The organism is Bacteroides sp. MSK.20.12, from assembly GCF_019052435.1.
GTDB classification, from domain to species: Bacteria; Bacteroidota; Bacteroidia; order Bacteroidales; family Bacteroidaceae; genus Bacteroides; species Bacteroides xylanisolvens.
The window spans coordinates 102,730-123,367 of the sequence record NZ_JAHQVH010000014.1; the positions used below are offsets into that span (position 1 = coordinate 102,730).

The following is a 20,638-nucleotide window of genomic DNA, read 5'->3' on the forward strand; positions in this document are numbered from 1 at the left end:
TCTCCAGATATTTCCTCCATATTTTTATAGAAGGGAATGTTGCATAAGAGAGACAGAAATGCGCCCTTGTGAAAGTCCATATTTCTGTATTGTTATGTTTTGAGGACGTTCCCGTATTTCCCATTCCCTTTTTCCCCCGGGAACGTCCTTTTTCAATGACCTTCTGTTGTATATTTCATATAACTTACACTGTATGGAAGAATCTAGTGGATCTGTACTATTGGTAACTTTTCATACAAAGATAGTGTTTTTTACAAATACTTTATATCTTTGCAAAACAATGGCATATGCCGGGATTTAACCATACCACTGAAAATATGAAAACAAAAACTTTATTAGGCTTCTTTCTTCTTTCTGTTATGGCTTTTTGTGTATCAGCCTGTCAAGATGATGCAGAGATTATCTTATTTAGTGGTTCCGAACTGGTTGACGAAACAGGAACTTGTACAAACACTGTTTCTTCTACAGTCTTGTATCTTAACGGATGGGAAGCGGAGAATATCGGGATAGCCAATGGAAAAGGTGGCTACTCTGCACAAAGCTCCGATGAAACAATTGTGACAGCAACAGTCATCGACAACCGATTATGGCTTAGTTCGCATGGTAAAAAAGGGAAAGTAACGGTTACCGTTACTGATAAGGATGGTAATTATGTCACCCTGCCTGTGACTGTTTCTTATGGCGTATTGACATTTATGTGCGTCGACCAACCTGAATTTCAGGTTTCCAGACCCAGTGAAGATATGTTGTCATTGGATTCGGAAAGCGAGTTGCAGGAAAAAGTAAATGTGGCAATGGCTCCTTATTCTTTTATAAATAAAGGAGATATCTGTATTTTGCGGCCGGATGATGTATATCATTTATCTGAAGAAGGAACAGGAGGGAAATTCATTTATAAGACAGAGGATGAGCAAATTCTTGTTGAAGGAACATACCAGATAGAGTGGGCTTCATTGGGTGGAAAACAGAAAAAGGCTTTTGTCTTTACATATATAGATAAAAATAATGTAGAGCAACAACACACGTTTTTTAATTTTAGTCCGTATTTAGGAACTCAAAGTTCTACAAGAGAAAGAGGACCGATTACTACGGCATGGTTGGAGGAGGTATCCGATTCACCTTATCTGGAAGGAGTTTTGCCGGCGGATAGAACAGTTGTATATTGGGTGGATACAGTGATTTCCAGTTTGTCTGCCGAGGATTTATAATCATCTGGAAGGATTTATCGGTTCACATTTGAAATGATTCTCTTCGAAATTAATTTTCTTTTTGTGGCAAATAAAAAGGCACGGGAATGAAAGATTTCCCGTGCCTTCTCTTACTTAGTATTTGATACCTTTACGGTATTGTTATGCGTTCAAAGCCTGTTCGATATCAGCAATGATATCATCCGCATTTTCGATACCTACCGATAGGCGGATCAGGTCCGGACGTACACCGGCTTCCATCAGTTGCTCATCCGTTAACTGGCGGTGAGTATGGCTTGCCGGATGGAGCACGCAACTGCGTGCATCGGCTACGTGAGTAACGATAGCGATGAATTCCAGTGAATCCATAAACTTGATAGACACATCACGTCCGCCTTTCAGACCGAAGGAGATAACTCCGCAAGAACCGTTCGGCATATATTTCTGTGCCAGGCTGTAATATTTGTTGTCCGGCAGACCACAATAGTTTACCCAAGCTACTTTCTCATTTTTAGAAAGATATTCGGCCACTTTCTGTGCGTTACGGCAGTGTTGAGGCATACGCAGGTGCAGTGTCTCAAGTCCCAGATTCAATAAGAAAGAGTTTTGCGGGCTTTGGATGCTGCCGAGGTCACGCATCAGTTGCGCGGTTGCTTTGGTGATATAGGCACCTTTGCCAAATGCTTTCGTGTAAGTCAGCCCGTGGTAAGACTCGTCCGGAGTACAAAGTCCCGGGAATTTTTCTGCGTGAGCATCCCAGTCAAAATTACCGCTATCTACGATACAGCCACCTACGCTTGTAGCGTGTCCGTCCATATATTTGGTAGTAGAATGAACTACGATGTCAGCTCCCCATTCAAACGGGCGACAGTTGATAGGAGTAGGGAAGGTGTTGTCAACAATCAAGGGGACCCCGTGACTGTGTGCGATACGTGCGAACTTTTCAATATCCAGCACTTCCAGAGAAGGATTGGAAATTGTTTCGCCAAACAAAGCCTTTGTATTCGGTTTGAAAGCTGCAGAAATTTCTTCTTCGCTGGCATCCGGATTTACGAAAGTCACATCGATGCCGAGTTTCTTCATCGTCACTCCGAACAGGTTGAACGTACCTCCATAAATAGCGGAAGAACAAACGAAGTGATCTCCTGCCTGGCAGATATTAAAAATGGCATAGAAGTTGGCTGCCTGACCGCTGGAAGTCAGCATAGCGGCTACACCACCTTCAAGAGCGGCGATTTTGGCGGCAACGGCGTCATTCGTTGGATTTTGCAGGCGGGTATAAAAGTAACCACTGTCTTCCAAATCGAACAGGCGGGCCATTTGCTCGCTGGTATCGTATTTGAAAGTTGTACTTTGATAGATGGGCAATACGCGTGGTTCGCCTTTTTTAGGCGTCCATCCAGCCTGTACACACAGGGTTTCCGGTTTGAATTGTTTTGCCATAATGTTATCGGGTTTTAATGTTTTATTTCAAAAAATGTTTTAATGCTGCAAAAGTAGGGAAAATAATTGTATTTTTGCCCTGTTTATGAGTGAAATGATAACTCTTGCGAAGGAGATAGTTAATGTAGTTATGAAAAATAAACTCTATATTCTTTTATTCTTAGCTTTTCTTTTTTCGGGCACAACTCTTTGGGCGCAGCAGAAGGCAACTCCGAAGGCGGGTGAAGGCATCTCTTCTTTTCTGTTGAGGCACAACCGTTCTCCGAAGAAGTATTACGACGATTTTATAGAGTTGAATAAGCAGAAGCTGGGAAAGAATAATGTGCTTAAAGTAGGCGTGACTTATGTTATTCCTCCGGTAAAGAAATCGACAACTACTTCTGCCAAGACTACTCCTGCCAAAAACACGGGTGCCAAGAACACAACTTCCGAAGGCGCCGGGACAAAGCAAGCATCTTCAAAAGCTAAATCGACAAAAATAGGAACCACCATCAACGAACCTCTGTTTGGAAAGCAACTGGCTAATGTGAAAGTCACTTCCAACCGTCTTGCCGGTGCTTGTTTCTATGTGGTCAGCGGACACGGAGGTCCCGATCCGGGAGCTATTGGAAAAGTGGGTAGATACGAACTGCATGAAGATGAATACGCTTATGATATTGCACTCCGTCTGGCACGTAACCTGATGCAGGAAGGAGCCGAAGTGCATATCATCATTCAAGATGCCAAAGATGGTATTCGGGATGATTCGTATTTGTCGAACAGTAAACGTGAGACTTGTATGGGGGATGCAATTCCTTTAAATCAAGTGCAACGCCTTCAGCAACGTTGTGATAAAATAAACGCCCTTTACCGGAAAGATCGTAAGAATCACTCTTATTGCAGGGCGATTTTTATTCATATCGATAGCCGTAGTAAGGGAAAACAAACGGATGTATTTTTCTATTATTCGAATAAAAAAGGAGACAGCAAACGATTGGCGAATAATATGAAAGATACGTTTGAGTCAAAATATGATAAGCATCAGCCTAATCGGGGTTTTTCCGGCACAGTGAGCGGGCGTAACTTATACGTGCTTTCCCATACCACTCCCGCTTCCGTTTTTGTGGAGTTGGGCAATATCCAGAATACGTTCGATCAGCGTCGGTTGGTGATAAATTCCAATCGTCAGGCACTCGCAAAATGGCTGATGGAAGGCTTCCTGAAAGATTACAAGGAGAAGAAATAACATTTTTACTTCTCCTTTCGTGAACAAAATAAAAATCTGAATGTTTTATATATGCAAATCGCCTGATGGCTACTTGTAGGTATGCGAATATATATAGGCTAGTGAATATGCCTCCCCGGCATAACAGGAAGATTGCATAGTAGTTTTGTCGTGTTTTATTTTGTGTTTGTGTTGTGACGGTGCTGCGATGTGAATCGGGGTGCCGTTTTTTTTCGTTTCTCTTGAATTCGTTAAAGAGCATGTTATTTTATTTTCTTATCATATTATTGAATAAAATCTTATCAATCCTGTGAACAAAATCCGGGAGTGTATGTTATTTATTGTGCAAATCGCCTGATAAAGCTTCTTGTGTGTATGCGAATATAGATAAGTCAAGCAAGGTATGCCTCCCCGGCATGACAGGAAGATTGCATAGTAGTTTTGTCGTGTTTTATTTTGTGTTTGTGTTGTGACGGTGCTGCGATGTGAATCGAGGTGCCGTTTTTTTTGTGTATATAAAAAGACTTACTCATAAAAAGAGGGCTTACAAAGATTCTAAAGTATATCGTAGAATCTATGTAAGCCCGTCTTGATGGGAGGGTGCTTTATGCACACCTTATCTAGTTGTTATAAAGGCATATTACCGTGCTTCTTGGGCGGATTTGTCTGCATTTTGTTTTCCGTCATTTCTAGTGCCTGAATCAGACGTTTGCGAGTCTGTCTCGGATAAATGATTTCGTCAATATATCCCAGTTCGGCAGCCTGATACGGAGTAGCAAACTTTTCTTTGTAGGCTTCCAGTTCCTTAGCCTTTGTTGCTTCGTCAGCTTTGCGGAACAGGATATTGATGGCGCCGTCTGCACCCATCACAGCAATTTCTGCGCTGGGGTAAGCGAAGTTCACGTCAGCTCCGGTTTGCTTGGAGTTCATTACGATATAAGCGCCGCCGTAAGCTTTGCGGGTAATAACAGTCAGTTTGGGAACAGTAGCTTCTGCGAACGCATAAACTATTTTTGCGCCGTGACGGATGATACCGTTGTTTTCCTGCGTATATCCCGGAAGGAATCCCGGAACATCTTCGAATGTAATCAACGGAATATTGAAACAGTCGCAAAAACGGATAAAACGACTTGCTTTGTCGCTGGCGTCGATGTCAAGAACGCCGGCAAGATAAGCCGGCTGATTGGCTACGATACCTACCGAACGACCTGCCATGCGGGCAAAGCCGATGATGATATTCTTTGCAAAGTTCGGCATGACTTCGAAGAAATAACCGTTGTCTATCACGCGTTCGATAATGTCTTTCATATCATACGGTACGTTCGGATCTGCCGGAACGATTGTATCCAGAGAAGCGTCTTCGCGGTTGGTTTCGTCGGCGCAAGGTTGTTTCCTGGCTTCATCCATATTATTCTGCGGTAAGAAAGACAACAGTTCGCGGATACTCATCAACAGTTCTTCTTCGGAGTTGCACATAAAATGCGTCACACCGCTCTTGCTGCTATGTGTCATTGCGCCACCCAGCTCTTCTTTGCTTACTTCTTCATGAATCACGGTTTTTACTACATCGGGACCAGTCACGAACATGTGACTTTTTTCTTTCACCATAAAGATGAAATCGGTAAGGGCAGGAGAGTAGCAAGCGCCTCCGGCACAAGGACCCAGGATGGCCGAAATCTGTGGAATCACACCGCTGGCCATTGTGTTCTGATAGAAAATATCCGCATAACCGGAAAGGCTTTCGATACCTTCCTGAATACGTGCGCCGCCCGAATCATTCAGAGCGATAATCGGGGCACCGTTCTTCAACGCAAGTTGTTGTACTTTCACAATCTTTTTGGCATTGGAAGCAGACAGTGAGCCGCCATATACGGTAAAGTCATAAGCGTAAACAAATACCTGGCGACCGTCTACCTTTCCGTAACCTGAAACGATGCCGTCTCCCGGAATTTTGTTTTTATCCATGCCATAGTTCGTACAACGGTGAACCATCAATTTATCCAGTTCAACGAAAGTACCTTTGTCGAGCAACATCTCAATACGTTCGCGAGCAGTCATTTTTCCGCTTTCGTGTTGCTTCTCTATTTTATCAACGCCTCCACCAAGAGAAGCGATGCGGTCACGTTCCTCGAACGTGGCGTATGCTTTATTCATTTCTTCCATAATGCAATCCGTTCTTATATTATGCAATCGGTTCTAATGTTATTAACGTCTGGTCGCCGGTTATGTTATCACCTTCCTGAACCAGAATTTCTTTAATGCGGCAGTCTGAAGTCACTTTGTAGTTACTCTGCATCTTCATGGCTTCAATAACGATAGCGGTGTCTCCCGCCTTCATTTCCTGGCCGACTGCAACAGGTATTTTCACTACTTTGCCCGGCATCGGAGAAATGATACAGTCATTCTGTTCTTCTTCCCCTTTCTTGCGCATACGCAGATATTTTGCCTGGCTGTCCACTATTTCTACATTGAAACTGCTATAATGCGTATTCACTTTATAGCTTTTTCCGTTATCACGGCGAATCAGCTGTGCGTTCGAACTGCGTCCGTCCATCAAGATGTTGCAAGTACCGTTTTCTGCCATCACTACGTCTGCTTCAAACGTTTTTCCATCAATGGTGAGCACTACCTTGTTATCTTCCTTGCTGACCAGTTCTACTTCGGCCACACGGTTTCCTATATGAATTTCCATAATTGAATTCTCTTTGTTAAAATTTAGATTCTCAACACACCCTTATGCAATCCGAACTCTTTCCACTTGCTGATAGGGCGGTTGTCGGCAGCCATACCGCTGTTGTTCTCTTCGAGATTCATCAAATAGTCTATATAAGCAGCGATCAGGGCAATATTTTCGGAATATTCGCTGGTGCGCGTAATCCGTTGTTGCAGAAACTCGCTGTTCTTGGCGATGAATCCTGTGTCATAATGACCTTCTACAAAATCAGGAGTATCCATGATGGCACGCAGATAACTGATGTTGTTTTTCACTCCGGTCAATTTATATTCGTGGAGAACACGACGCATCCGCTCAATCGCATATTCGCGATTGGTAGCCCATACAATCAGTTTACCGATCATCGGGTCATAGTAGATCGGAATTTCATATCCTTCGTATACATAACTGTCAATACGCACACCGATACTGTTCGGCTCTGTAATCTGTTTGATGATACCCGGACTTGGCATGAAATTCATTTCAGTGTCTTCGGCACAGATACGACATTCGATAGCGTGCCCGCGTTGCTGGATATTCTCTTGTTTCAGTTGAAGCACTTGTCCGTCGGCAACTTTAATTTGCTCTTTCACCAAATCTACTCCGATCACTTCTTCCGTAATTGGATGTTCCACCTGCAAGCGGGTGTTCATCTCAAGGAAATAATAGTTGCGGTGTTTATCAACAAGGAATTCGATAGTACCCGCACCGATGTAGTTCACAGCTTTAGCCGCCGCTACCGCTTTTTCACCCATGTCTTTTCGCAGTTCGGGAGTGACGAAAACCGAAGGAGTCTCTTCCACGATTTTCTGGTTACGGCGTTGCACGGAACATTCGCGTTCGCACAGATGAATGACGTTTCCATGCTTGTCACCAAGAATCTGGAACTCGATGTGATGAGGCTCTTCAACGAACTTCTCCAGGTAAACCGTGTCGTCGCCAAAGGAAGACAATGATTCGCTCTTGGCAGTGGTATAAGCTTCTTCCACTTCTTCGGCACTGTGGATGAGGCGCATACCTTTTCCACCACCGCCCATAGAGGCCTTCAGCATCACCGGATAGCCGATTTTATTGCAAAGCTCTATGGCTTCTTCCACGCTTTTCAGGTTGTCTTGTGTGCCGGGAACTACGGGTACTCCCGCCTCAATCATTTTGATACGGGCAGCAATTTTATCTCCCATAGCTTCCATTGTTTCCGGATTGGGTCCGATAAAGATGATTCCTTCTTCCTGACATCGACGGGCGAAGGTGGCATTCTCGGACAAGAAGCCGTAACCCGGATGAATGGCGTCTGCATGAGCTGCTTTTGCCACTTCGATGATTTTTTCTATATTCAGATAACTCTCTTTGGATGCTGCCGGCCCTACGCAATAAGCTTCGTCTGCATAAAGCACGTGCTTCGCGGTCCGGTCTGCTTCGGAGAAGATAGCGATACTCGTTATCTCCATTTCCCGGCAGGAACGCATCACCCTTACGGCAATTTCACCGCGATTGGCTACTAAGATTTTTTTTATCATACTTTTTTCAATTAAGTACATACTTATTAATGTCTTCCCGTCTAATGGACATACTCCACCCGACGAAAAACAGTATTTTTTTGATTTGGGGCTTAACAAGTGATACTCTTTCTCCTAATCCACGAGGAGAGGGGCGTCTTACACAAAATGGCAGGTCTTCTGACTGACTCTTGTCTTATTTGCCTTCCCGAATAACATCAGTGGCGTTAAATTAGTTCAATTATAAGACATTGAACAGAGTTTCACAGCAGCGGGACTGTCCGGGATTTACACCCGGTTCCCTATTAATCATCGTCCGTTGGATACGGATTCTGAACCATTTCGGGGGGCAAAGATAAATAAATATTGAATAGGATGTTCCTTTTTTGCACGAAAGTTTCAATTTTGTGCAATGCTTGTCCTTAGTCCGGAAGATAAAGTGATAGGAGCAAAGTATGATGCGGAGAAGTCTTTTCATCGTACGGAGATGATTTGCTTGGATATTAATAGCTGGTCGGGTAAATGCAAACGGGTTTGATTCTTTAATTTGTGTGTAACCTTGCTTCTTTTCTAAACCATCTTTCTCCTGATATTGTTAGGTTGATAGTTATTAATTAAAAGGAGATATTCATTATGAAAGAAAAGAAAATAGCTCGTGAAGAAAGAAACCAGGAGAAGCTAGCTAACGGTGATTGGGTAATGGCAGAGTTTTACGCAACGTGGTGTCCTCACTGCCAGCGCATGAAACCGGTTGTTGAAGAGTTCAAGAAACTGATGGTAGGAACATTGGAAGTGGTGGAAGTGGACATCGACCAGGAGCCTGCCCTTACTGATTTTTATACGGTGGAGTCGACTCCTACCTTTATTCTTTTTAGAAAAGGGCAACAGCTTTGGCGGCAATCCGGCGAATTATCTTTGGAAAGATTGGAAAAAGCAGTGAAAGGGTTCAAATCCTGAAAATGATGTATCGTTTATTACAATGATATAAATAGCTGGTTTTATGCAGGTGTATTTCGGTATGGCATATATGGAGGAACAGCAGAAAGTATTTTCTATCGAGGTACTTCTGCTTTTCTTTTTATAGCCTTTCCGTTGTCTTGATTATTGGTTTCTGTTCAACCTCAACTCATGCAGGCATGCCTGCACTTCTTCAAGACTGCCGGTATGTTTTCCTTCATCATCCGACAGTTTGATACATTCCCTCCACTCCTGATTGACATTCATCTTGCATTGCGTCAGTTTCATCACGATGTTCGAAGGTTCGAACCCGGTATCGTTGGTGAGATTGGTGCCGATTCCGAAAGAGCAGCGGATTTTGTTTTTGCAGTATTCTTGAATGTCTAATGCTTTTGTAAAGTCGAGGGCATTGCTGAATACGATGGTTTTGGTTGTCGCGTCGATTCCCAACTCTTTGTAGCGGGCAACCAGTCGGTCGATAAACTCAAATTCATTACCGGAATCGCAGCGCACACCGTCGAAAAGTTTAGCTTGTTTACGGCTAAGGTTACTAAGGAAGATGCCGGAAGTATAGGTATCGGAAAGTGCGATACCCAAATCACCGTCATAAACATTCACCCAGTTTTCGAGTGCCATATAATTGGCATGTTTATATCCGAACTGTGCTCCATGAAACATAAACCATTCGTGAGGGTGAGTCCCCATCATTTTCATTCCATATTTCATTGCGAAGTTGCAGTTGGAAGTCCCGGTGCAATATTGCGCTGTCTCGTTCAGTCTTTTGATAACAGTTTCCTGCACATCAATAGAGAATCTTCTCCGTGTACCAAATTCTGAAAAGCGGAGCTGATGTTGGTTCGATAACTCTATTTTCTCCGACAGTTTGCAAAGAATCCCGTTCATGTCTGCTACATGGCCGAAGAACCGGTTTTTGATTTCAGAAACAATAGCGAGCAAAGGCACTTCATATAAAGTCACTTTATAAAGCAAGTCAGTCACTTCGATGTGGAGATGACAGGCTTCATCCAGATGAATATCAATCTTATTCGGGTCGAAACGAAAAGAAGACAACCACTCCCAGTAGACTCTCGGGAGAAATCTGCAATTCTTCGTCATGTATTCCAACTCCTCTTCCGTGAATCTCAACTGACTAAGATTCTTGATCTCTGCCTTGAGTGTTTCCAGAAAAGCTTCGGTATACTTTGTTTCGTTCCGGTCATTGAAACTAAAAGTACCCATTGCATAGGGGAACAGTTTGATATAAGCGTACGAGGTGGTAAACTTATAGAGGTCTGTATCTAGTAGTGTTTTAACAATCATGACGTTCGTTCTTTTCTATTAATAACGTTGTAAAGTTAGTATTTGTTGAACGAAATAATAGCCTGCTGACAGATAATTATTCCATTTTTGGGATCGATTTATACCTGATTATCTGATATTATCATTAATTTTGCCGTAATTATGTATTAAATAAAAGATATTTGGTATGAAAAACGCTTTGGTATATAGCTGCGTATTACTGTTGTTATCATGTGGCGGAAAAACCGGAGGAACTTCGCAATCTTCTTCCACGAATCAGGAAACACAGGAAAACGCTTTAAGCGAAAAAACTACTGCTATTTCCGAAGCTTTCTCTATGGATTTTTATAAAGGAAGTGATTGGATTATTCCTGATACGCTTTCCGAATCATTGCTAAAAGAACCGGAAGCATCTTCTTTGAAGGTCTATGACTCCGACAGTATTTGCCGGAAACAAGTAGATGGCGTGGAACGTTGTTTTTACAAGGACTCATTGATGAACGGTGCTTATAAGCACTTTTATTTTCGCTCGACTGATTCTTTTGTGTCGGAACCCTATTATTCGGTAGTTGTTTATAAAGACGGAATAAAGAACGATACGGTGCGTCATTACAGTATCTCTTCCCATTGTATGACAAGTCGTATAATCACTCTTGACAGTATTTGTGAACTTTATCAATCTTATTATTCCAACGGATATCCCCATATCTTTTACCAGGCTACACGAGGTAAACTTAATGGAGTACGTCAGAGATGGTATTATGATGGAAAGCCGGACTGGTTTGAACACTATAAAGATGGGAAGCTAAACGGAGAGGAAATGAGATGGCATGCCAACGGACATCTATGGCAGGTTAATCATTATATTGACGATCAGGAAGTGTTACCGACCGAATGTTGGTATTATAGCCATTCGGAATACGCTTATAATGACCCTGACGGGGTAGCGGAGGCTCCCGACTGGTATGAGTATAAATATCAGGCATCAGAAGGGACTCCCTTTTATTACATTCAAGAAATTTATGCATTGGAGAACGGCAAAAAGTATCTTCTGAAACGAAAATATTTTGAAAAGGATTCCGATGAGCCGATATACTTCATGGATGATAAGTGTGATTCTGTAAAACGAAGCATTGTGACGGTCGGAACTCAAAAGCGGCTGGATATAAGGAATTATTCTGGCGGGCGGCTACGTCGTTTCGAGAGTTATCCGTACTCGGAGAAAGGCGTGCCGGGTGTCATGACTGAAATTTATTCTGAAGAAGGCAACCGGATTGAAAAGAGTATGTATGACTATCATAGTGGAAGAATGATCTCCTTGCGTATGTATAGCAATACAGGGGCAGACGTGAAAAAACTTGAATTTGCTGAATATACGAATATGAAGGCGGATAGTTGTAATAAACAGCTTGATTCTGGTAAAGGGCGTTATACAGACAATCAGAATAAACTGTCCGTGCGCTGGAAAAAGGGGGAACTCGCACTGCTGAATTCTCCGGCGAAAGAAGATGAAGATGGATTTATAAAATGGTACTATGATGGGTATCAGTCTGATTACGGTCTGCATTTTTTTCACTATTCAGGGTTTGAGAGCTGGGGCTATTTTGTGATGAGTGATGTTACAGGAGAAGTTTACGAATATCGTAGTATAGATACCCCTTTATTCTGTGGAAAATCCGGTCTTTTCCTTGTCGTAGATGAAAATCCGTATAAGGAAGAATGTTATGTCCGCGTTTACAAGATGCTTCCCGAAGGACGTTTGGCGGAAGTTGCCGCACTCAATCGGGGAGGAGGGGATTATTTTGAGGTTGATTTGGACGATTTTGTCTGGGTGGGTGAAAGTTCATTCATTGCCAATAAAAAAACGTCGGAAGATGAACTTCAATGTGACTTTTATGGAGGATGCTCTGACAGTTGCCTGGAAGAGTACAGGAAGTGTGGCTATCTGCAAATCGACGAAGACGGCTGGGGGTATGTGCGCGTCGATCTTCGTCCTGATGCTTTGCAGACTAAGCAGGAGCTTCCGTCTTCACTAGAAGCTATTAACGAAATGAATGCATGGGTAAAGTCATTGTGAAACCCAGAAACAATGGAAAATCATGCATCCACTCTTCCCCCTTTTTGATAGATATTTTAAGATCATTACTGTCTATTCTACTAATTCCCGGTTGCATCCGCTATTGATAAATAGCGAAAGAAGCCATATTCTCATTATTGTCATTTTATTCATTGTATTAAAGTTATGTTCTATGATAACGCTACTGTCGGGTTATGAGCAGTCAGGCCACCATCTACGACGATTGTTTGTCCGGTGATGTACCTTGCATCGTTCGAAGCCAGAAAAGCGATGGCAGCTGCGACGTCTTCCGGTTCTCCTAAATAAGGAGTGGCACATTGGCCGAGAAAGATGTTGCGTACATCTTCATTCAGGTTATCCAATGCCGCGGGGGTAAGTACCAATCCCGGGGCTACGGCATTGCAGCGGATATTTTTCTTTCCCATTTGGGTAGCGATGTATTTCGTCAGGTTGATGACGCCCGCTTTGCTGGCACCATATAATGTACCGTTAGCATCAGCAGTAAGTCCGCTTATGGAAGCTACGTTGACAATGTTTCCGCCGCCATTGGTAGTCATGATAGGGATGACCTGTTGAGAAAGGTACATAGTGCAGCAGAGATTCAGGTGGAATGCCTCGTCAAAGTAATTGATATCCAGCTTCTCGATGTTAAGGTCACGTTTGGGATCGGTTCCTCCTACATTATTAATCAGTACATTTATTCGTTGATATTCATTCATAGAAAAATCAATCAGCTCTTTGCAACTCTGGAGTTCGGTGGCGGAGAAATAGACATGGCGCACGTCGGCCCCTGCATGAGTAAGTTCGTTGGCAAGCTGTTCCGCCTTTTTTTCAGAATGGTCAGCGATGACTACTTTGCCCCCTTCGGAGACAATGCGGCGTGTGGTTGCTTCGCCGATACCACCGGCAGCACCGGTGATGACAACTACTTTATTTTCGAATCTGTTCATATATTGTGAATTTGATGGTTACCTTCTATTAGAAACAGCTGGCAGAGGAATTTGTTAGACCTCATAAACGCTCTTTAATAAGATAAGGTGTCCGATTGGAAAACATTTGCATCTCCTCCAGTTTTATGCCCTGATTATTTAAGAAAACTGTTAAATGTTAATGCTTAACCGCTTATTTGTTAATACGGTTCAGATTCTATTAAACCATGTTATAAGATACGCTGCATCGGGCCGAAAATTTGGAGATAACCGAAAAGTCCGTATCTTTGTACTGTGTTTTTCATAGTATTAGATTTAAGGTTAACAAAAGATTGGCTGTCTGGGATAGATAGCCTTTTTTTATGCTTGTAAGTCAGATACGGATCAGGAAGACTAAAACAACGAATATTGGTTATCCCGCAGACTCTTCATCTCCCGTTCCTTTACTATATCATCTTCGGATAAATGACCGATGAGCAACGGCGAGTTTTTATCATGTTTCTTCATATTATATGCTGCTGTATTGTAATTGCCCTTGATGGCATAGCAATAAACACATCCGTTCAGACAACTTTCATAAGTCCCGATATCAATACTTTCGATACAGTTGCAGATATTACGCTGGTTTTTATCCTTTTGAGCAAGGATAGGATAACCGGTGATCTTTTCAATCAGCCTTTTATCAATGCACAAGCCGCTGGGAATACCCAAATGTCTTAAATCTACCTTGACGGTACAAGTGTCCAGCTGTATACCGGGATAAATATCTATTGTCTTTTTAAAGGAGACGGCCATTTCTTCTATTTCCTCTTTGGTCAGCGGATTGATGTTGAATGGTTGTATCGAGTTTCGGATATGGGGGTAATGGTCTATAAATCCCAGCATACATTTTGAGGTATGGTCTTTGAGTTCATGGGCAATCCGGGCGAATGCTTCCTGGTGGAAAGAAACGTTGTATTCCTCATTCGTCAGTATCGGATCATATCTCCAAATCATTTTTTCTCTGCCAATTTTGTCTGCCAGCTTTTTAAAGGTATCAATTCGTTTATCGATAGATGGCAAACGATTCTCCAATTTTTCTCCGTAAGGGTTGAGTGTAAATTGGAAGTAATAGTTGTAATCCTGTAATTTATCCAGCTGGTTAAGCATCGGGGCCGGGTTCTTGGTCCAGAATACGAAACAATCAACCACAGCAGGAGATAAGGAAATCCTGCTAATCATTTTCGGATGATAAGGATTGGGCACTAATACATATCCTTCTTTTATCCGGTTGAAAAACCATTGAGAATAGAATGCCGGAATATCTGTCCGGCGGCTGGCACTGATTATCATAGTTCAAAGTTACGAAAAAAAACAATGTCGTTTCCATGATTAGCCTTTTTTTCTATTCTTACTTATCCGGGGAGCAACTTATGTGAATGAATATGTTAAATGTTAACGGATGAAGTCTGAAATGTTAATGCGATTCTCGGAGTATTAAACCCTGTTACAATATCGTCTGTTTAGGCGCTGAAATTTGCTATTTATCTGAAATATGGTACCTTTGTACTGTGTTTTTTTCATAAGTATTAGATTTAAGGTTAACAAAAGATTGGTTGCTCGTGATGAGTAGCCATTTTTTGTTTTTATACACGTTGGTTGCTTATTCCTTAATCATCGTTAGCAGCATTTTAAATTTCTCCACTACACTTCTCGAATATGCATTGTTTGTCTATAACAAAAAACGATTTTTATTGTTATAGTACGAAAGACTTAATAAACGAACCATTATGAAGAAGAATATTTTATTTTTCGGAGCACTTGTAGGTGCTCTCTTGTTGGTTTCTTGTTCGGGAGGAAACAAGAAACAGGCTGCGTCCTCTGTCGCTTCGGAGGAATTGGACAATGCCAGTAAGGTGATAAACTATTATCATACATCGCTTATCGTGTTGAGGCATGTAGCCAATGCGAAAGACATAAATGCAGTTTTGGGATATATGGAACAGACAGGAAAAGTTCCTGAAGTATCTCCGATTGCACCACCTGAAGTATCTGCCAGAGATACAGCGGAATTGATGGATCCGGGAGATTATTTTAATATAGAAGTCCGTCAGAATCTGAAGCAGAGTTATCGAGGACTTTTCAGTGCAAGGACGCAATTCTATGATAATTTTAATAAATTCCTCTCTTACAAGCAGGCAAAAGAGACTGCAAAGATCGGCAAGCTCCTCGACGAGAACTATCGGCTTAGTGTAGAAATGTCGGAATATAAACAAGTGATCTTTGATATTCTAAGCCCTCTGACAGAACAAGCTGAAAAAGAACTGCTTGCCGATGAACCGTTGAAAGATCAAATCATGGCCATGCGTAAGATGTCCGGCACCGTGCAAAGCATCATGAATCTCTATTCACGCAAACATGCGCTGGACGGTATGCGTATTGATATGAAGATGGCCGAACTGAAGAAAGAACTCGAAGCTGCAAAGAAACTTCCTGCTGTCACAGGTTATGATGAAGAACAGAAGAATTATTATAGCTTCCTGACTTCCGTAGAATCATTTATGAAAGATATGCAGAAAGCCAGAGATAAAGGTAGCTATTCCGACGAGGACTATAATGCGATGTCGGAGGCCTACGAATACGGACTTTCCGTTATCTAAAGAATCTTCCTCTGTTTGAATGTGAGCTACAATCATGCTCTTTCAAACAGAGGATGTTTTTTTATTAAGAAAAGGTTTGCCGTCTTTTCAATTGTACCTTATTCTCAAATAAGGATCCTGCCTTAAATCCTTATCTGTTTATCATTCCGGCATATCTGTTCTTAATAGGACGACTCCCTAATTTATAAAAAGTCCTTTTTTTACTATACCTCTTTAAACAGGAGCTTTACTTTTGCATTTGAATTAAGAAATAATATCTTTGCTCTATGCAATCATTTCAACTCATAAAACCCTGTTTGGCGCTTGCTCCTTATATACGGCATTACTGGATATTGCAAGACGATTCAGTGACTCCGGTTTCCGAACGGACTCTGCCCATTGGCTGTATGCAACTGGTATTTCATAAAGGGAAACAACTCCTTTTGTCGGGCGAGTCGGAACTACAACCTCAATCCTTTATTTCCGGACAATCGGTCGGCTTCTCGGATGTACAGTCGACGGGTAGGATAGAAATGATTACTGTTGTTTTCCAGCCTTATGCAGTCAAAGCATTGTTTCATATTCCCAGCCATCTGTTTCACGGACAAAATGTAGATACCGATGCGATGGAAGATGTAGAACTGTCGGATTTGGTGAAACAGGTCACTGACACTTCTGATAATGCCGTTTCTATTCGTTTGATAGAGCAGTTTTTCCTTCGTCGTTTATACACCCTTCCGGAGTATAACCTCAAGCGGATGTCTGCTGTGTTTCATGAAATAAACCTCCAGCCGCAAATCAACATTGCTCATCTGTCGGAAACGGCCTGTTTGAGCAGTAAGCAGTTTGGACGTATCTTTGCCGATTATGTCGGCACTACTCCCAAAGAATTTATTCGCATTGTCCGTATGCAGCGGGCATTGTCAATGTTGCAGCAGGATGCCACTATCCCTTTTGTACAAGTAGCTTACGAATGTGGCTTCTCCGATCAGTCTCACATGATAAAGGAATTCAAACTCTTTTCCGGTTACACCCCTGCAGAGTATCTTTCTGTCTGCGCTCCTTATTCCGATTATTTTTCCGAACTTTAAAGATGTCCCTTTTTTCCTATCAGGCTTCCTCGTGTTGCCCTACATTTGCAGTGTCTTTGCAAAGGCTTAGTAGTAACGATAAAAAAGAAACGAAATGAAAAAACTAATTGCATTTTTTGAGATTCCTGCTTCCGATTTCCATCGGGCTGTCGATTTTTACGAAACAGTATTGGGTATGCAACTTCCGACTTTTGAATGTGAAACAGAAAAAATGGCTTGTTTTACAGAAGAAGGTGAAACCGTCGGTGCTATCTCTTATGCTTCAAATTTCGACTTTCTTCCTTCCACGCATGGAGTGCTTATCCATTTCAACTGTGAGGATATAGAACAGACCTTGGAAAAAGTACTTCTGAAAGGAGGGAAAGTAGTCATTCCCAGAACAAAGATCGAGGTGGATGGCAAAGGATGGTTTGCCGTATTTACGGATAGTGAAGGAAACCGGATTGGCATTTATGCTGAAAAATAACAGGTAGGAGAGAGGAAGGCAGCCTGTTATAGTATAATATGCTTTTAGATGCGGATAACGCAAAATGACACGGATAAGAAGATTATAAATCTGCTAAATCCGTGTCATCCGCGTCTAAAAGATAGACTTATCAGGGCTTTGCGCTGTCCCCCAAAAAAGTCAGACGTTAAATCACATCTTTATTCATTCTCTTTATTCCGCCATTTGTCTGTCCGCATTATTCTACCGGAATATAAATTTCCGTCAACAACTCTTCGGGAGCAGTGTCGCATGGCTTGTTCAGATAACGTTCCGCGCTGGCTTCATCACGCAGCGTACATTCCATTTCGGGCAGACACTTTCCGTAAATCGTATCATACACAGCTTGCAGATTGTCATACGGACCTTTATACAAGAAGATAGCATAACGTCCGGCCGGGATCACCTTAAATCCGACATCACTTTTGGGGGCTACCTTTACAGGCATTACCATACATACGTCTGTACGCAGTTTTTCTGCCGGTGTCACTTTCGGATCATCGTGATAGATGCAAAGCGGACTGAAATCTCCCATCGGCAACTTTTGTTCTTTGATGAATTGGAATAAACGGCCCCAGGTGCCACCGTAATCATTCAGTTTGTAATCGCCGGTGAGGCGGATATAAATCACATTCCGTTCGGAAACGTTTCTGATCTCTCTTTTTAGTTCCAGGTCTGGCCTGATAATCGCTGGTTTCATAATTACAAAGTTTTTATTGTTTCTATACTCTAAAGGTGAAATGCCATAAAATTGCTTGAACACTTTCGACAACGAAGAAGGAGATGAGTAACCAATCCGGTAGGCGATGTCGGCAATCGGAACATCCGAGTAGCGGAGTAGACGTGCGGCAGCTTCTGTCCGCGTCCGGACAATAAACGTACCAATCGGTTCACCGAGAAAAGCTTTCATGATCCGGTGAAAGTAAAAAGGAGAAAAGTTTGAAATTCTGGCCAGAGATTTTAAATCAATGTCTTCTCCCAAATGTTGGTTGATGTATTCCACTACAACATTGACGCACTTTTGATATTCTTCTTTCGTTGTTTTTTTCTGTTGCATAACTTATTCTGGTATTTCACTCCGCAAAGGTATTGGTAAAAAAGCGAAATGACTTGTCCGATATTGCGGAAATGTCAATTTCCTATTTTCTTTCTGTGATTGCCCGATTCCTGTTTTGAGAATTTATTTTGATATATAATGTTCCTTTTAGTGGTGTTATGGTACGAATTATTACCAAGTTTTTAATCACTAGACGCGAAATTGATTTCTTTGTTTTAAATAATGTCAAAAACTAAAACAAAAAAGTTAGTTTTGTTATAAACAATTATTAAAATGACTATATTGTAACCAAATTATTAATAAAAATAGCCATGGATAAAACAATTGTAGGGAACAATGCCGGAAAAGTTTGGTGTGCCCTGAAAGAAATTGGTGAAATTTCAATACCTGAATTGGCAAGAAGATTAAACCTAAGCGTAGAAAGTACAGCATTAGCGGCCGGTTGGCTGGCAAGAGAGAATAAAATTTGTATCCAGCGGAAGAACGGATTAATCGCTTTATCTGATGAAAGCACTTTCCCTTTTAGCTTTGGATAATTACAGATTTTGCGAGTGAGTATCTTTGGAGTTCCGTTAACTTGTAAGTAAGAAAATGTCGATATAAGGTATCACATGCAAAGTTTGAACTTAAGAAGTTTAATATTTAAAAGAGTTGCTCCGTAATAGGGCAACTCTTTTAATGTATAATAAACGCATAAAAATATCAAATCGTTCTTGTTGATAGGTAAAATATAGATACTTATATTTCGCAACAATAATAGTCGATTTTTCTTTAAAAGTTCTACTTTGGAGGATTTGTTCAGAATCCTACCCGCTTTCTTCCTAAAGAGAAATCCATGCCTTCGTAATTATAGATTTCAGCCAGTGTCATAGGTTGTGTCTGTTTGGGGATATCCAGTCCTTCTTCCTTTATCAGTTGGTTTACTTTGTCGGTTGTCAGGTCTTTAAATTCGTACCGGGCAGCCAGACGTCCTTTTCTAAGCAAGGCTTCGTCAATATCTTTTAGTGGAGCGTTGAATGTGCAGATAAATTTGATACATAATTCATCACTCAATAGTCCGTCGCTGATATTTAGTATGTTGACTAGTCCGGCATTCATGCGGTTTCCTCCGTTGCGGCTTGATAATAGCTCTTCGCAGTCTTCTACGATAAAGATTGAATTCTTTTGTTGGCGGATAAAAGTGATAAAGCTAGGATCCGAAAGTTTATCTACCAGGTCGCCGCTCATATAAATCATTCTCTTTTTTCCGAGATTGATAAGATGACGGATATAAGTTGTTTTCCCCGTACCTTGTTTCCCGTGCAGAATGATTAAACCGCTTTTATTCTCCTCTAATAGGAAGTTTTCGATTTCAGCGGCTACGGGAGCAAAATCATTGTTATAGTGGCGGTCAATCTGAATGGCCGGCTTATTGATTTGCGATTGTTTCAGGCTGAAGTAGTTATGAGCGTATGTTACTATAAATAGGTTGTTCAGTTTCTCATTCTCCTTTTTGTGGTTTTCGCAAATTTGATTGATACGATCGATTTCTTCCTTATCAATATTGGAATAGGCTATTTTTATGCAATTATCAAAATAGCCAATCATTAAATTCTTTTTGCAGATAACGATGCAATCATATAACTCTTTTGTAGATGTATCTTCTTCTTCCTCCTCTTCCTCTTTTTCATTCTCAAAATGATTGCAATATATATGCTCGAATATATCGAACGCATCGTCTTGCTGATAAAGTTCTTTGATTTCTTTCAGGAAATCCTGGTTTACTTTATATTTCACCATTTTCATAGAAGGGAATCGTTTGAATATCTGATAGAATAGACTACAAATGCTACTGTCGCTGAACCAGCCTGTGGAGTAATCGAAAATATCTGTGAAATCTGCGAGTGTGTATTCTTTACTCATTTTTTCTTTTTATATAAATAGGACGGCAAAGGTACTAAATAAATCTATGATATGGACTTATCCGATTTATCATTTTCTTGAAAAACATTGGTATGATAGTTTCCTGCATTTATATCAGCGCGCCCCCTGCAAACGATTTTTCATTTTCATTTCTCATATTCTCATAAATAATACGGTAATT

17 protein-coding genes and 1 riboswitch are annotated in these 20,638 nt (G+C 41.5%); of the genes, 8 read left to right on the forward strand and 9 right to left on the reverse strand.

What is annotated here, in order from left to right; translation table 11 throughout:
* Window positions 1-287 precede the first annotated feature (287 nt).
* Complete coding sequence (locus KTR06_RS09780) at window positions 288-1,208, forward strand: hypothetical protein (protein ID WP_008026607.1); 921 nt, start codon at window positions 288-290, stop codon at window positions 1,206-1,208.
* A 141-nt stretch (window positions 1,209-1,349) separates the two neighbouring features.
* Here KTR06_RS09780 and KTR06_RS09785 read toward each other — a convergent pair whose 3' ends face one another.
* Complete coding sequence (locus KTR06_RS09785) at window positions 1,350-2,630, reverse strand: O-acetylhomoserine aminocarboxypropyltransferase/cysteine synthase family protein (RefSeq protein ID WP_004306892.1); 1,281 nt, start codon at window positions 2,628-2,630, stop codon at window positions 1,350-1,352.
* Between the two features lie 130 nt (window positions 2,631-2,760).
* Between KTR06_RS09785 and KTR06_RS09790 the strand changes: the two genes are divergently transcribed.
* Complete coding sequence (locus tag KTR06_RS09790) at window positions 2,761-3,855, forward strand: N-acetylmuramoyl-L-alanine amidase (protein WP_117684067.1); 1,095 nt, start codon at window positions 2,761-2,763, stop codon at window positions 3,853-3,855.
* Window positions 3,856-4,461: 606 nt separating this feature from the next.
* On the opposite strand, the gene KTR06_RS09795 is transcribed toward KTR06_RS09790, so the two are convergent.
* From KTR06_RS09795 to accC, 3 genes are read right to left on the reverse strand one after another with little or no spacing between them, the layout of a single operon-like run.
* Window positions 4,462-5,997, reverse strand: a complete 1,536-nt coding sequence (locus KTR06_RS09795; protein WP_008026609.1) for an acyl-CoA carboxylase subunit beta — start codon at window positions 5,995-5,997, stop codon at window positions 4,462-4,464.
* A 19-nt stretch (window positions 5,998-6,016) separates the two neighbouring features.
* Window positions 6,017-6,526: an acetyl-CoA carboxylase biotin carboxyl carrier protein subunit gene (locus KTR06_RS09800; protein WP_004316076.1), complete on the reverse strand. Its 510-nt coding sequence runs from the start codon at window positions 6,524-6,526 to the stop codon at window positions 6,017-6,019.
* 23 nt (window positions 6,527-6,549) lie between these two features.
* The gene (accC, locus tag KTR06_RS09805) at window positions 6,550-8,064 is read right to left on the reverse strand and encodes an acetyl-CoA carboxylase biotin carboxylase subunit (protein ID WP_004308984.1); all 1,515 of its coding nucleotides are present in this window, start codon (window positions 8,062-8,064) and stop codon (window positions 6,550-6,552) included.
* A gap of 131 nt (window positions 8,065-8,195) precedes the next feature.
* Window positions 8,196-8,400: riboswitch (cobalamin riboswitch) on the reverse strand.
* Window positions 8,401-8,676: 276 nt separating this feature from the next.
* Between accC and KTR06_RS09810 the strand changes: the two genes are divergently transcribed.
* Window positions 8,677-9,000, forward strand: coding sequence for a co-chaperone YbbN (locus KTR06_RS09810; RefSeq protein WP_009038677.1), 324 nt, complete (start codon window positions 8,677-8,679; stop codon window positions 8,998-9,000).
* Between the two features lie 144 nt (window positions 9,001-9,144).
* Here the strand turns inward: KTR06_RS09810 and pncB are convergent, their stop codons facing one another.
* The gene (gene pncB / locus KTR06_RS09815; protein WP_009038676.1) at window positions 9,145-10,320 is read right to left on the reverse strand and encodes a nicotinate phosphoribosyltransferase; all 1,176 of its coding nucleotides are present in this window, start codon (window positions 10,318-10,320) and stop codon (window positions 9,145-9,147) included.
* A gap of 166 nt (window positions 10,321-10,486) precedes the next feature.
* On the opposite strand from pncB, the gene KTR06_RS09820 reads away from it, so the two are divergent.
* The gene (locus KTR06_RS09820; protein WP_004308990.1) at window positions 10,487-12,376 is read left to right on the forward strand and encodes a toxin-antitoxin system YwqK family antitoxin; all 1,890 of its coding nucleotides are present in this window, start codon (window positions 10,487-10,489) and stop codon (window positions 12,374-12,376) included.
* Between the two features lie 170 nt (window positions 12,377-12,546).
* Here KTR06_RS09820 and KTR06_RS09825 read toward each other — a convergent pair whose 3' ends face one another.
* The gene (locus KTR06_RS09825; RefSeq protein WP_217290296.1) at window positions 12,547-13,326 is read right to left on the reverse strand and encodes an SDR family NAD(P)-dependent oxidoreductase; all 780 of its coding nucleotides are present in this window, start codon (window positions 13,324-13,326) and stop codon (window positions 12,547-12,549) included.
* A gap of 372 nt (window positions 13,327-13,698) precedes the next feature.
* Complete coding sequence (locus KTR06_RS09830) at window positions 13,699-14,637, reverse strand: DUF1848 domain-containing protein (RefSeq protein WP_149958830.1); 939 nt, start codon at window positions 14,635-14,637, stop codon at window positions 13,699-13,701.
* A gap of 437 nt (window positions 14,638-15,074) precedes the next feature.
* Between KTR06_RS09830 and KTR06_RS09835 the strand changes: the two genes are divergently transcribed.
* From KTR06_RS09835 to KTR06_RS09845, 3 genes are all read left to right on the forward strand, one after another.
* Window positions 15,075-15,944, forward strand: a complete 870-nt coding sequence (locus KTR06_RS09835; protein ID WP_120070936.1) for a hypothetical protein — start codon at window positions 15,075-15,077, stop codon at window positions 15,942-15,944.
* A 266-nt stretch (window positions 15,945-16,210) separates the two neighbouring features.
* Window positions 16,211-17,014 (forward strand): helix-turn-helix domain-containing protein, encoded by an 804-nt coding sequence (locus KTR06_RS09840; RefSeq protein ID WP_004308994.1) that lies wholly within the window; start codon window positions 16,211-16,213, stop codon window positions 17,012-17,014.
* Between the two features lie 94 nt (window positions 17,015-17,108).
* The gene (locus KTR06_RS09845; RefSeq protein ID WP_217290297.1) at window positions 17,109-17,480 is read left to right on the forward strand and encodes a VOC family protein; all 372 of its coding nucleotides are present in this window, start codon (window positions 17,109-17,111) and stop codon (window positions 17,478-17,480) included.
* A gap of 217 nt (window positions 17,481-17,697) precedes the next feature.
* Here the strand turns inward: KTR06_RS09845 and KTR06_RS09850 are convergent, their stop codons facing one another.
* Entirely contained in the window at window positions 17,698-18,555 is an 858-nt protein-coding gene (locus KTR06_RS09850; protein WP_217290298.1) for a GyrI-like domain-containing protein, read from the reverse strand.
* Between the two features lie 311 nt (window positions 18,556-18,866).
* Between KTR06_RS09850 and KTR06_RS09855 the strand changes: the two genes are divergently transcribed.
* On the forward strand, window positions 18,867-19,091 hold the full coding sequence (locus tag KTR06_RS09855; RefSeq protein WP_004308997.1) for a winged helix-turn-helix domain-containing protein: 225 nt from the start codon (window positions 18,867-18,869) through the stop codon (window positions 19,089-19,091).
* A 262-nt stretch (window positions 19,092-19,353) separates the two neighbouring features.
* Here KTR06_RS09855 and KTR06_RS09860 read toward each other — a convergent pair whose 3' ends face one another.
* Complete coding sequence (locus KTR06_RS09860) at window positions 19,354-20,457, reverse strand: AAA family ATPase (protein ID WP_118218422.1); 1,104 nt, start codon at window positions 20,455-20,457, stop codon at window positions 19,354-19,356.
* Window positions 20,458-20,638: the final 181 nt, after the last annotated feature.

Bases quoted from the DNA above. Each gene is read 5' to 3' on its own strand.
- KTR06_RS09820 (WP_004308990.1), top strand. From the start codon at position 10,487: ATGAAAAACGCTTTGGTATATAGCTGCGTATTACTGTTGTTATCATGT.
- KTR06_RS09855 (WP_004308997.1), top strand. From the start codon at position 18,867: ATGGATAAAACAATTGTAGGGAACAATGCCGGAAAAGTTTGGTGTGCC.
- KTR06_RS09840 (WP_004308994.1), top strand. From the start codon at position 16,211: ATGCAATCATTTCAACTCATAAAACCCTGTTTGGCGCTTGCTCCTTAT.
- KTR06_RS09780 (WP_008026607.1), top strand. From the start codon at position 288: ATGCCGGGATTTAACCATACCACTGAAAATATGAAAACAAAAACTTTA.
- KTR06_RS09785 (WP_004306892.1), bottom strand. From the start codon at position 2,630: ATGGCAAAACAATTCAAACCGGAAACCCTGTGTGTACAGGCTGGATGG.
- KTR06_RS09795 (WP_008026609.1), bottom strand. From the start codon at position 5,997: ATGGAAGAAATGAATAAAGCATACGCCACGTTCGAGGAACGTGACCGC.
- KTR06_RS09790 (WP_117684067.1), top strand. From the start codon at position 2,761: ATGAAAAATAAACTCTATATTCTTTTATTCTTAGCTTTTCTTTTTTCG.
- KTR06_RS09800 (WP_004316076.1), bottom strand. From the start codon at position 6,526: ATGGAAATTCATATAGGAAACCGTGTGGCCGAAGTAGAACTGGTCAGC.
- KTR06_RS09810 (WP_009038677.1), top strand. From the start codon at position 8,677: ATGAAAGAAAAGAAAATAGCTCGTGAAGAAAGAAACCAGGAGAAGCTA.
- KTR06_RS09850 (WP_217290298.1), bottom strand. From the start codon at position 18,555: ATGCAACAGAAAAAAACAACGAAAGAAGAATATCAAAAGTGCGTCAAT.
- KTR06_RS09830 (WP_149958830.1), bottom strand. From the start codon at position 14,637: ATGATAATCAGTGCCAGCCGCCGGACAGATATTCCGGCATTCTATTCT.
- KTR06_RS09845 (WP_217290297.1), top strand. From the start codon at position 17,109: ATGAAAAAACTAATTGCATTTTTTGAGATTCCTGCTTCCGATTTCCAT.
- KTR06_RS09860 (WP_118218422.1), bottom strand. From the start codon at position 20,457: ATGAGTAAAGAATACACACTCGCAGATTTCACAGATATTTTCGATTAC.
- KTR06_RS09825 (WP_217290296.1), bottom strand. From the start codon at position 13,326: ATGAACAGATTCGAAAATAAAGTAGTTGTCATCACCGGTGCTGCCGGT.
- pncB (WP_009038676.1), bottom strand. From the start codon at position 10,320: ATGATTGTTAAAACACTACTAGATACAGACCTCTATAAGTTTACCACC.
- KTR06_RS09835 (WP_120070936.1), top strand. From the start codon at position 15,075: ATGAAGAAGAATATTTTATTTTTCGGAGCACTTGTAGGTGCTCTCTTG.
- accC (WP_004308984.1), bottom strand. From the start codon at position 8,064: ATGATAAAAAAAATCTTAGTAGCCAATCGCGGTGAAATTGCCGTAAGG.